3 protein-coding genes are annotated in these 13752 nt (G+C 45.1%); all 3 read right to left on the bottom strand.

The genetic code is table 11. From position 1 onward, the window contains the following. Nucleotides 1–331: 331 nt before the first annotated feature. Nucleotides 332–3880, bottom strand: coding sequence for an S-layer homology domain-containing protein (locus H9X84_RS03165; protein WP_205132885.1), 3549 nt, complete (start codon nucleotides 3878–3880; stop codon nucleotides 332–334). A 516-nt stretch (nucleotides 3881–4396) separates the two neighbouring features. Next, complete coding sequence (locus H9X84_RS03160) at nucleotides 4397–5239, bottom strand: tyrosine-type recombinase/integrase (protein WP_205132884.1); 843 nt, start codon at nucleotides 5237–5239, stop codon at nucleotides 4397–4399. Between the two features lie 814 nt (nucleotides 5240–6053). Further along, nucleotides 6054–13730: an InlB B-repeat-containing protein gene (locus tag H9X84_RS03155; RefSeq protein ID WP_205132883.1), complete on the bottom strand. Its 7677-nt coding sequence runs from the start codon at nucleotides 13728–13730 to the stop codon at nucleotides 6054–6056. Between the last annotated feature and the right edge of the window lie 22 nt (nucleotides 13731–13752).

Below are 13752 nucleotides of genomic sequence, written 5' to 3'. Positions count from 1 at the left end.
CATGATACTGGTTCCCTACTGTCTTGGAATAAACAGAGTATAAAAATACCGGATGCAGACCCGGTATTTTTCGTAAATCGTCCTCATTCCAAGTTTTTTCTTCTTTCTGTATGACCTGAACGCCACGTTCTTTCACGTACTCCCTGGCAGCCGCCGGACATTCTTTCACAATAGGAAGAATCTTATCTGTAATTCTGCTGAGGGTACTGTCAGAAATTTCAATATCATACAGTTTATTTACTGTATAAAACAAGAGCCTCCGCAAAATGCAGAGGCTCTGTCTCTTATTCAGGAGAATCTGTTTTCTGTGTCTCCTTTTGTTTTTATATTTTTACATTTCTTTCATAAAACGCATGAATACAGAAGCGATCTCCGCTCTGGTAGCCGCACCCTGAGGTGCCAGTGTATTATCTCCCATACCGCTGAGATATCCTTCCGCAACAGCCCATCTCACAGCATCCAACGCCCATGCAGAAACCTTCGCGCCATCTGTAAACTGTGTCACATCCGCTGCTGCTGTAGTATCCAAGCCCAGATATTTCGCGTAATTGTACAGCATTACTACCATCTGTTCTCTTGTGATCTTTTCATTAGGCGCGAAAAGATTATCGCCCATGCCGCTGACGATCTTTTCACCGGTTGCCCATACCACAGCGTCTGTGTACCACTGGCCTGCCGCTACATCTGTAAACGCGTTCGCGCCTTCTGCCGTAGGACGGCCTTCCAGATTATAGAGCATCTGTACCATCATACCACGGGTCAGTTCTACGCCGGGGCCAAACTGAACATCAGAAATACCACTCATGATCTTCTGTTCCACAACGTATTTTACGCCGGGATAGAACCAGTCGGAAGAAGAAACATCCACAAAGTTCAGCGTTGTTTCTTCGGTCACTTCTTCTGTCGTTTCCTCAGCTTCCTTCACAAATTCCGCTTCGATGGAAACATCGCCTTCGGGCATAGTGAATGTATACTTGCCGTTGGTGCCTTCTTCCACTTTGATCTTATCGCCGTTTTCATCCTTGACGGTCAGCTTGTCCAGCACATAGCCGTCATCGGGTTTTACAGTAATGGTTACTTTATCGCCTTTGGCCGCGCTGTCTTTGTTGACAGTAACATCACCATGCTTGCCGCTGTCTACAGCGATATCACTGCTGGAAACGGAAGCACCGCCGCCGGAAGAAGAAGAGGAACCGGTGCTGAATTTTACATAAACATCCATATCTTTATCGGCTACTGTAAAACTTCCGGTCTTTGTTCCTTTAGAAGTAGTAAGTTCATATGTATAGGTACCTTTTTCAAGGCTGTAAACAGTGCCATCCTGTTCATTTGGCTGTACAGGGCCGACTCCCTCCTGTTCTACTGCAACGCTGAGAATGGTCTTGTTGGAAGTAAAACGAACGGTATAGTATTCCGTTATTGTGCCATTATCCGTAACAGCACCGCTGATTGTGCCTTTATTTTCAATGGTACCATTATTGGTCAGTTTCTTATCTTCAGCAATCGACATTGTTACATCGGGTTCCACGATCAGTGTCACATTCGCTTTTACTTCTGCATCGTTTTCCAGCGCAGCGTCATTAACTACATGAATTACATCGCTTGCACTCGCATCTTTCAGTGCTTTTTCCAAAGATGTATAAATAGTATTTGTTGTTTCATTATACGCGGTGCCCAGCTTGGTGTAATCGTCTGTAAAATAGATGAAGTTTCTATCTGGCGATTCTTCGCTGTTGACACCGTTTACCTGAGACAGGCCCGCTCCATTTACCTGCACCTTGTCTCCAATGGTGCCGCTTGTATACTCTGTCCAAATCTGTACAGGCTCCGCGAAAGAACCGCCTGTCAGATTCAGTTCTGATCCAGGATTATCATCCACGTTGATACCGCCCCATGCGTTTCCGGATGTGGTGATGTTGGATGCTGTCACTTTTGCTCCGTTGATGACCATACCCGCTGTACCGCAGTTCTGAATCACAACGTTGGAAACATTCAGGGATGCGCTTCCGTTGACACCATAAACATTGATACCATGCTTTGTATTGGCATTGCCAATGATGGTCAGATCTTTGATGGTCGCGGAAGTGCCAGAGATACCAACAATATGGTTCGCGGGTTTTTTGTCTGCTGTCGCAACCCAATCAGCACTCGCAATGATCTTTTTGCCGTTGCCGTCCAGCGTTACACCAGCAGGGAGCAAGATTACGGAATTATTTACATTCGTTGCCATGTCTTCCGTATTCACTACAGTCACATCTCTCATCAAACGGATAGTATCCCCGGTCGTTGCATCCTGAATAGCAGCTTCCAGAGTTTCATACGTTTTTGTTCCAATCATAGCGGCTGTATCTTCCATATCTGTAGTATCAGAAATGGGAGTACCGTTTGTCAAGCTGCTGTTCAGGAAGGAAATCGTCTCATCTCCATTGAATTCTCCCACAGAACTTTCCACAACCGCCATTGTACCGGTTCCCGCATTAGAAACCGTGCCTCTTACGGTCGCGCCATTGGAAAGAAGAACAGCGCCGTCTCCTGTATTGGATACCCCACCGGTTACTGTCGCGCCGGATACCTCTACTTCCGCCACACCGGCGTTTGTAATGCTGCCGTTAAGCACAGCACCGTCCGAAAGCTTGACCGTTCCTTGGCAAGCAGTTTCATTATATATTGTTGTATCAATATTACCTGTGATATTACCGCCAGTAATAATATACCCTGGCAAGTCGTCCCCGCCATTGAGAGAATTATAATTGTTCAGTGTGATATTGCCAGCAATCGAACCGCCTTCGATTGTTGTGGTTCCGACTTCATTGTTTCCACTGTTTGCCCAGCCCCACGTACTTACAATGCCGTTTAATTCCGCATTTCCAGTAACTTTGGCTTGTCCCCAGTTCTGCAATGCCTGATTGTTTTGGCTAATAATTTTACCATCTTTTACAGTGACATCCGCTTCATTTTTTAAAACAATAAAGTCATCCTGCTGTAAAACACCTCCGTCAATATCCATTGTTCCTAAATTACATACTAAAGAACTATATTTGGAGTTATTTGTAATTGTTCCGCCGGAAATCGTCATGGTTCCCTGATTATCAACAACATACCAGCTGTTTCCACCATGGTCAGTTGCACTTGTGCTTGCTTCCTTACTCCGTGTAAAAGTGCCTCCCTCAATGTAGACTATACCTGTCTTTTCATTTTCCAATGCGCCTTTTGCATGGCTCACATTATCCACCGTACCTGTTTTCCCTTCACTGCTGTCCTGAATGGTCAGCGTGCCTTGATTGGTAATGGTGTGACCGGAAACATTTGTCAGTGTAACACCATTCAAGTCCAGTGTTACTTTTTTCCCTGCCGGAATCTCAACATCCCCTGTCATATTTTCCGTCAGTACAATCGTTGTCCCATCTTTCGCAGCATTGACTGCAGCCTGTACCGTATCATAGCATTCTGTATTGTTGCCCTTAGAATCCTCTCCAGCCACGTATTTAATGCCGTTTCTTGTAAAAGTATATTTACCGCTTGCAGCTACATATACTTCCCCTTCCGGCACCACATAAGATACAGCATTGGTTACGCAACCGGAGAACGTATTGCTGGAAATCACAGAATCCACATTCGTAATCCCCGCCTTGGAAGGGCCGTCATAGCCAAAATAACTGTCATAATAATCGTCTACCGCAATACCATTCTGACAGTTTTCTAAATTATTTCCGCTGATTTCTGCCTGTGCGCCTTCTGTTCCAACACCGTCCTCTGCTCCCGCACTAATAACGGCATTCAAATCCCCTTCTCCGTCCGCCATCGCCGTTACCGGCACCGCGGTCAGCGTCATGGTCGCAGCCAAAGAAAAGGAGACCCATTTCCCCATGTGTTTTTTCATAACACAACTCCTCTCTTATAGATACACTTTATTTATCTGCTTTTTCCGCAGCCTAAAAGATTGTAAAAGCAAATAAAGATCATTTTTCCATGTCTTTGCAAATCTCTTCGCTGTTTCAAAGCCTTTCCTCGTATTTCTATAAAAAAGGCTGTATTTCGCATTTCTGTTAAAAAACAGCTTTCTCCCTCCTGCTGCCACTACGAAGTCTTTTTTACCCCCTTTCACAACAAAATTTCCATTCTGTAGTAACAATCGCCGCTTTGTAAAGTCTTTTTTCGTTTTTATTCTATAATAACTTTATGGCATACGCCGAAATATACTTCATAAAGTCGAAAAATCATTATGATAAACATAAAAAGAAAACCAAATGTTTCTTTTTTTCATTTAAAGAAAATTTTGGTCTATTTTTTATGCCTTTTTGTTGTTTTTCTACGCATTAGGTGGTATAGTGAGACTATGTAGAAGCAAATCAAATCCAGACTTCTTCCGTATTGTTACTACAGAATGGAAATTCTGTCATAATACCAGTCTCATCTTTTCCAGTCTTTTCTGATGCTCCTTTCCGCTTTCCATAATATAGATCCGCGTTGTCTCTATACTGCTGTGTCCTAACAAATCCGCCAGTTTCGCAATATCTTTTTCCAAAGCGTAAAAAATTCTGGCAAACAGATGCCGTAGATTATGAGGAAATACTTTCTCTTCGCTGACCTGTGCATATTGGCACAGTTTTTTCATTTCTGCCCAGATATTGCTTCTGTTCAAAGGGTTTCCATTCTTTGTAATAAACAAAGCTCCCCTCCGGATTCCCTTCTTTTTTCCATAATGAATCAGCTTTTTCTGCAATGCCCGCGGGAAAAAGATCACCCGGTGCTTTCCTTTGCAGTTTACTTCCGCCCGTCCCCGCTTCACCGCTTCCGCCGTAATATAACGCAGCTCCGAAACACGGATGCCCGTAGCACAGATGGTCTGCATTACCAATGACAGACGTTGGTTTCCCCGTTCTTCCGCCGTCCGCACCAGCCTTGTATATTCCGCTCGGGTCATTTCTTTCTCCTCTCTGCTGAAGATTTCTTTCTGTATCCGCAGCAGTTTCATCCGCAGATCGAACCTGCCCAAAAACGTAAAAAAACCATTGGCCGCCACCAGTCTGCCATTCACACCGGAAGGGCAGTATTTTTTCTCCAAAGCCCCTTTCCAAAGGAGCAGTTCTTCTTTTCTCACTTCTGTGTCAGACAGAAAAAACATCAGTTCATATAACTCCCTCCGATATTTTTCCAATGTTCCCTGACTTTTCTCCTGTGCTTTCAAATAATTCAGGTACCCCTCTACCACTTCTTTCGTAACGATAACCTTTTTCATAAAACAATCCTCCTTAGCCTCATTATAGTTATTGTGGATTTATTTTGAAAAAAATAATCGCCGAAATATCATTTCATAAAAATATACGCTGGCTGTTCCTCAAAACAAAATCATCTGCTTATGAGATGATTTGCGCTATCCCAAAACAGTTTCCCGGTGACGCCTGCAAATATTCCGCTTTTCCGCAGTCCCCCCCGGCAGATTTTCATTTGCTCTGCTTTTATGTCTTTACAGGCGCAAATTCATTATAGCATAAAAACTTTGCAGAGATAAAACCGTTTAAAGCCCGATATTCGCCGTAAAAAATGTTTCCACCCCCTATTTTTCGTTGTTATTTTTGTTATATTCCGGTATGCCATCTATATCACAGTGAGAAGGTCTTTCCATGTACCACACTGCTATGGCAAACTATAAAAAAGAGGATTGGCTCATCAATCTGCCATTGTATGTGGCAGAAGAAATTCATAACTTAACGCATAGATAAGCATCTATGCCGGAATCCTCTTTGTTGCAAGGATTCCGACAATCTTTGTTTTCTTATGAAGATGCCCCTAACAGCCACTCCTTCTTTTATAAAAGCTTTTAGCAGAATCCACATTTCCGTAATCGCTTATCACGTACTTTAAAATTCCGTATCCTGAAATAGTATCCATGCGTTTACAGTGTAAACATAAATAGAGCGCGGCATCCTATGCCGCGCTCTATTCTTTTTGCTAAGCGAAAGCACAAAAAACGGCGGCAAAGAAGGATACCTTCTTTGCCGCCGCAGGCTATAACACGATTATTTCATGACAGCCATTCCAGAAAGTATTGCTTATTTATACTGACGATACAGGAATGTTACTGCCTGCGCACGGGATACCGGTGCGTCAGGACTGAACTGATGGTCTCCTGTTCCGCTTGTGATTCCATTGGCAACTGCCCATGTCACAGCAGGTGCGTAGTATGCGCCTTCCGGAATATCCACAAAGCTTTCGCCGGATACTGCCGGGCCGCCTGCCGCACGCCACTGGAAGGTCACTGCCTGCGCTCTGGATACCGGCGCATCAGGACTAAATGTAGTTTCACTGGTGCCCGCGGTCACGCCGTTGGCTACTGCCCAGAGCACCGCGCTGTAATAATAATCACTGACGGATACGTCTGTAAAGGGATTGCTTCCCTCTGCCGCCGGGGAACCGGCTGCGCGCCACAGGAATGTTACCATCTGTGCACGGGATACGGTAACATCCGGGCTAAAGGTGATGTCGCTGGTGCCTGCTGTCACGCCGTTGGCTACCGCCCAAAGCACCGCGTTGAAGTAATAATCGCTTGCAAAAACATCTACGAAAGGATTCTCAGTTTCCACAGTTTCCTCACTGTCGGAAAGAACAGCGAAAACAGAAAGGTTTTTGATGCCCTTAATGGTCAGAGTCTCTCCGCTGATCTCATCAGGTTCATAGCTTTCCTGTTCTCCATCCTGCAGAAGATGCAGCACAATAGGTTCTTCCATCTCTTTCAGGCCTGGTACTGTAAAGGTAAGGGTCAGTCCTCTGTCAAAGCTGTGGATCTCCTTGCCATTTACTGTAATGGTTACATCAAATACCACAGCGCCTTTGTCAAGGAGTTCAGAAACTGCCGCGTCATCGCTGCTGGTCTGTTCTTCCAAAGAAACAACGATCTCATAGCTGCTCTTTGCGCCGTCAATCAAGCCGCTCATGGCTTTTTCAGGCAATGTCACTTCTCCATCCCGCAGTTGGATCAGCAGATCATTCTCATTTTCCACCAAAGCTTTCATTGCTCCGGCACTCAGAACAACCTCATCGGATTTCTCCGCCTGAATGGTGATAACGGAATCCTTTTCCGCTTTCTTTACAGCGTCCTCGATTTGAGAATCTGTAAGCGTTCCGCTGTTTGTGGTAATAATGACATGATCGCTCACACTGCTTGTACCGGAACCTTCTGTGCTTTCGGAACTGCTGGAGGATTTCTTTTTCCAACCTGCGTAGATATCCATGGACAGCGGCATTGTTTCGATGTTTGACGCCTCAAAGAGCTGTGTGCATTCTTCATCCGTAAACCATCCAAGGAACCTATACCCCGAACGTGTAGGATTTGTCACATCCACTGAAAGAGGACTGTCATATGCTCCACTGATTACATAGACATCTGTTCCATCCGCGAATTTCCCGCCATTCGCATGGAATGTCATTGTCTGATTATCTGCCAGCCAGATGCCGCTGAGTGTAAGATTTCCCAATGTTCCCGCAGGAATTTCTGCGCCTTCTGCGGGAAGGATATAAGATGTGCTGTTATCAACAACCATGGTCCAGCCTTTGAAAGAGTACCCTTCTCTCGATGGATTTGTCAGAGAAATTGCACTGCTCAGCGTATCATTTATGGTATATGTCTCCTGATTTCCAGATACTTTATCATAGTCCTTTGGATATGTGATAGTATACTCGATTTCTTTCCAGTTTGCCGTATATACCCTATCTCCGCTGCTGCCTTTCTCAATGGTCACGGTTTCTACCGGTGTATCCTGTCCATCCCATGTCCAGCCTGTAAATTCATATCCGGCCTTTGTAGGATTCTTCAGTGTAAAGGTGGATGTTTCTGCTGTGTATCCTTCAGGATTGCCGGATACCGTACCATCATTCAGGACATATGTAATGGTATAAGCGTCTCTGGTCCACTTTGCGTAGTAAGTGGTATTTTCCGAAGGCATCGTAGCCGGCAGAGAATCTACCTTGTTCCGCAGCGCGCTGTCGGAATACCAGCCCGCGAAAGTATAGCCGGCTCTTGTCGCCTTTTCAGGAATCTCAATGGAATCACCACTTGTCGCAATAACAGGATCAATGGGATCACCGCCATTGGTCACAAAGGAAATTACTATGCTGCCAGCTTGATCCGCACTCAGGATAACGTAATTGCCCAGTGTCAAGGTTTCCTGTACATAGCCTTCCGCCGTGATCTCTACGGTAACCAGATAGCTGCCAGCCGTGGTAGGAACATCGGTTGCTCCATTGTATTTCACAGTATATCCGCCTTCCAAAGAAGGTGCAGCAGCCGGCTGATTCAATGTAACGGGAGTAGTTTCCGCTGCTTCGTCCGTTGCTACCGGACCGCTGAGGGTGAACCAGTCTTCGGATGCTTCCAGACCGCCGATGGTAAAGGTACGGCTGCTGTAAAGCACACGATCAAAGTTATATGTTTCATCAGCGGGTTTCGTGATCCGCCAATATACGGTGTAAGTGCCGGGTGCGGAAACCGCAGCTGGTACTTCTGTACTCCACTCGTCTCCATCCGTACTGTACTCTACGGTCAGGTTCGAATCAGTCGTTGTGACTTCCACCTTCTGAGACTGACCGTCATAAGCCGCATTTTCCCCGCCGGTTATGGTAATACCAGCATTTTTGATCCAGCTCATGCTGGAATCAGGTGTGTTACCGTCTCCATCCAGATTTTGTGCAAAGTTAAAACCATCATATACCGTAAGTTTTTTCAGTGCTGCTGCACCATCAATATAACCAGAATAGCTTCCCAGCATCTCCAATTCTTTCAAATTGTACATACGAGTAAAGCCAGCTCTGTTACCAGAAATCTCCGTTCCCTCTGGAATAATCAGCTTTTCAATGCCAATATTCTGGAAAATATACGCTCCTACACTTGTTACAGTTTCGGGAACAGTCAACTCCTTCAGTGCAAGCTTACCGGGGCAGGCAAGAATAACAGTCATCTCTTTGTCATACAGAATACCATCCCTGGAAACAAAATTCTGATTTCCCGCTTCTACATAAATCGCACTGAGAAGGTTGGAGAAGAACAGATAGGAACCGCCTTCTATTGTCTGCACATTTTTTCCAATGGTCAGGCTATCCAATTTCAAACGCATGGTTGCGTACTCTCCAATAGTGGTGCAATCTTCATGTGTCGTATAAGACCCTGTCCACTGGGACGGAAGAACCACCAAAGTACTGTAATCCTTGCTGTAAAGCGCACCGCTCTCGTCCGTCGTATAAGCCGGATTATCCGGATCAACGGTAAAACCAGTTGTCATGCAGTAGTTGCCCCAGCTGATATTTGTCATGTTCGGACCAATATACACATGGCCAAGCATACTGCCCTTAACACTAATATCGCTAAACTGTTCCGCATGAAGTTCAGAAAGGTTCACATCATACAGAATATTGTCTGCGCGTAGCCTTCCGGTAAAGTCTCTGTCGAAAATCGCCGCTGTAATTTTGGACTGCGTGTCGCCGTAATTACTTGCATCCGCATCTCCTTCACCTGCGGCGATCAGAGTATACGTGCCATCACCATTGCCGAAAAGGTATGTTTTGGTCGTAGCATCAATCTGGCTGTTATCTGCCTTTGGAATGCTGTGACTGCCGCCGTTTGCCGCCAGTTCAACACTCTCTCCGTTGATTTCCAGAGTAATGAGAGCACTGCTGTTATTGGTAACTGTACGGGCCACTTCTATGTCGCCGCCCATAACAACATATTCTGTAATATTTCCATTCAACTGGGTAATGATAAATTTCCCCTGTGTCACAGAGTCATCAGTGTTAAATGTAATATTTCCCTGATCTGGATTCAGTTTCAACTTTCCTGTTGCGGAAACATAACTCAGTTCCGCCAGTGCAGAGCCTTCTTCACCAAAACGGAGTTTGTCATTAAAGGTACGGGGCTGCAATGTGATATTTTCCGCATTTTCACCAGAATAAATGGTCCATACATCCTGTGGATCATTCTGGTTGATGACGAGGGTTGGGCTGCCGCCATTGACCGTAACACTACCATCAGCAGCAAAGCCAGTGATCAGAATGGTACCCTCGATTGCTTGATCAGTAATTGTATCACCTTGACTATAGGTATACTTACCATCTGCTGTATAATTGATGACAGCATCTCCCAAAGCCAGGTTGATTGTAGAAATTTGTGTTTCTCCTCCGGAAGTTTCGCCTTTATACACTATAATGCTATGAGAAGCTGTCTTTTTCGCCTCTCCATCTCCCGCTTTTGCCGTCAATGTAACGGTATAAGGGGCATTTCCCGGCAGGAGCGTCAGATGATTGTTTCTAAAGGTTGCATAACCTGATAACTCGCCCACAACTGGTCCGTCCTTTGTTGTCACGCTCAATTCATACTCGATCTCCGGTAAGGAAGGATGAATTGGCATATTGCAAGGCTGATCTGTTACCAGCTGCGCAGCAGGAACGTCATAGTTCATTTTTACTGGTTCCGTGCTGTCCCCACCAACTGTCAAATTATGAAGTGTAATGCTTTCCGGCAAACCGGTTTCCCATGTGATGTCAGTAAAGGTACTGCAGGAGCAGGTTCCGCCAATGAGGGCCTGATGATTAGAAACAGAAATATTGTTATATTCCTGCGTATCAATTGTTGCACTGATCTCAGTCGTTGCATCTGCCAGATAGGTGGTGATGATGCCGTTCTCATCGGTATACGCCGTCCAAGGGCTTCCTTCTCCCTCTGTAACTGTAACCTCTGTATTGGCTACGGGTTTGCCATTTGTTTCTACAAAGTACAGTTTCGTCAATACACGGCCAGTTACATCACCAGTATAATAACCTCCGATATTGCCACCGGTAATAGAGATCTTGTCAGCCCCTCTCAGCTGTGCATTGCCTGTAATCGTTCCGCCATTCATCGTAAAGGACTGATCTGAATGGATACCGCCTCTTGTTCCTCCGGTGTAATCTTTTACTACACCGCCGTTGATCTCGATATTATTACCCGAAATACCAGTACCATTTGAATTATTGTTATAGAGTTCGACAGTACCGCCATTGACCGTGACATTACCAAAATTAGCATAATAGCTATCTCCGATTCCGGCAATATATTGTCTTGAACCCGTTCCTGCGCCTCTGGCGATAACCGTACCGCTTTCGATCACCAGATTGCCGCCGCTTCGGTAATTATTATGTGTCCCAGCATCGCCTGCAACATCGGTAAAAGCGTAAGCATTGTTATTGCCGGCGCCAATAGCAGAAGTGCTGTTTGACTCAGTGGTCAAAGTACCGCTTCCTTCAATGGTCAAAATAGCATTTATATTGATCTGGATTGCAGGAGCGCCATTACCTACAAGGATATTGTCATTCCCCTGAAGAATAATAGTGGCATCAGCTGCTCTGCTTTCGCCATTGCCTGTACCGCCATACAGCAGGACAGCGGGCTGATTACTGCCTGTCGCCGTAATATTTACATCCTTAAATGTAAGTTTGGGATCCCCGCCCTGCACAATAATATTATTTTCACCATCGCTGGTACCAGTAATGGTCAGAGCATGGCTAGTATTGTCACCCCATGCCACCGGCTCGCCATTTCCCACTGTATATCCGTTGTCTGTAATAACAATAGAGCCTCTGGCAATATCCAGTTCATCCGAACTAGCTTCAGATTCATAGGTATTCACCGTAATAGCGATTTCGTCACTATACACCTCTGCACCTATATCACCGCATTTTGCTCGTACATAAACTGTATAGGTATCACTGTTGACATCCCCATAGACTGTAAGAGATGTATCAGCGATCTGGGTATACCGCTCCACTTGCATATACTGATCATTCTTAACTACCTTGGTAACTTCAAAGGAAATATCCTCATAGTTTCCATGAAAACCGGATGGTAATACACAATTATCGTTTGTATAATTAGCTGCTAATTCCAATGTAGCTTCGCCATCTACAGTAGTCAGTTTTTGAGACTGCGTAATCATATTCAGAGTGCCTGTTCCTTTATTACAAGTACAGGAAGCGCCTACAATGCCTCTATGATCATCAAGGACAATTTCTCCGTAGGATTGGCCGCTGATTTCCACACTGATTTTCTCTGTAGTGCTTGCAAGATAAGTAGTAACGACACCGTTCTCATCGGTATACGCCGTCCAAGGGGTTTCTTCCCCCTCTGCAACTGTAACCTCTGTGTCGGCTTTCGGTGTACCGTTTTCTTCTACAAAATACAATTTAGTCAACACACGGCCAGTTACATCACCAGTATAATAACCTCCGATATTACCACCGGTAATAGAGATAGTACCGGCTCCTCTCAGTCGCGCATTGCCTGTAATCGTTCCGCCATTCATCGTAAAGGACTGATCTGAATGGATCCCGCCTTTTGTTCCTCCGGTGTAATCTTTTACTACACCGCCGTTGATCTCGATATTATTACCCGAAATACCAGTACCATTTGAATTATTGTTATAGAGTTCGACAGTACCGCCATTCACCGTGACATCACCAAAATTGGCATAATAGCTATCTCCGATTCCGGCAGTATATTGTTTTGAACCCATTCCTGCGCCTCTGGCGATAACCGTACCGTTTTCGATCACCAGATTGCCATATTGTCGATAACTATTGTTTGTCTTGGCTTCGCCTGTATCATCGGTAAAAGCGTAAGCATTGCTATTACCTGCGCCGATAGCAGAAGAATTATTTGCCGTAGTGGAAGTGGTTAAAATACCGTCTCCTTCAATGGTCAAAATAGCATTTATATTGATCTGGATTGCAGGAGCATCATTACCTTTAAGGATATTGTTATCTCCTTGCAGAATAATGGTAGCATCAGCTGCTCTGCTTTCGCCATTGCCTGTACCACCGTACAGCAGGACAGCGGGCTGATTACTTCCTGTCGTCGTAATATTTACGCCATTGAATGTAAGCTCGGGGTTCCCGCCTTGCACGATAATATTATTTTCACCATTGCTGGTACCAGTAATGGTCAGAGCGTGGTCAGAATCACTCCATTCAACCAGCGGGTTTTCTCCTACCTGATATCCATCGTCTGTAATGATGATAGAGCCCTTACTAATATCCAATTCTCCATCAGCATTATAAAATTCTCCCTCTGGAGCATTAGATACAAAAGCAGATACAAAAGCAGATGTAAATGTATTCACAGTAATTGCGATCTCGTCACTATACACCTCTTTCTCTACATCGCCGCATTTTGCCCGGACATAAACGGTATAGGGATCTTCGTTGTCATCACCGTAAACCGTAAGGATATTGCCTGCGATATCGGCATATTGTTCTGTACTCATGGACTGCTCGTTTTTCATTACCTTTGTGATTTCATAGGAAATATTTTCATACTCCCCATGGCTGCCATCCGACAGAACACATTCCTCTGGGCTGTATGTCGCTTCCAGCTCCAAAGTAGCTTCGCCATCAATGGTAGTCAGACTCTGAGATTCGGTTATCATCGTCAAACTACCAGGCTCTGTCGCGCAGATACACTCCGGCACTATCACGACTTCTCCCTCTCCAATGCCAACAGGTGTCTCTACACCGTCGCCAACCGAAGCAGTAATGGAAGCAGTCTCTTCATCATAGACCAGATTTCCCTGGCTGTTTCCGCCATCTGTAATAATAACAGGGCTATCACCAATAACCAACTCTCCCCCGTCTGCTGCAAAGGCAGTTGCCGGCAAAAGCCCAATCATCATACACAGGCTTAAAAAAATTGCCATAATTCGTTGTTTCATAGATTTTTCTATCCCCCTTTGT

It is taken from the genome of Anaerotignum lactatifermentans, assembly GCF_016902535.1.
Classification (GTDB): domain Bacteria; phylum Bacillota; class Clostridia; order Lachnospirales; family Anaerotignaceae; genus Anaerotignum; species Anaerotignum lactatifermentans_A.
This window is presented reverse-complemented; position numbering and strand designations above follow the sequence as displayed.

Excerpts from the sequence above, each read along its gene's own strand:
- H9X84_RS03155 (WP_205132883.1), bottom strand. The coding sequence starts at position 13,730 with ATGAAACAACGAATTATGGCAATTTTTTTAAGCCTGTGTATGATGATT.
- H9X84_RS03165 (WP_205132885.1), bottom strand. The coding sequence starts at position 3,880 with ATGAAAAAACACATGGGGAAATGGGTCTCCTTTTCTTTGGCTGCGACC.
- H9X84_RS03160 (WP_205132884.1), bottom strand. The coding sequence starts at position 5,239 with ATGAAAAAGGTTATCGTTACGAAAGAAGTGGTAGAGGGGTACCTGAAT.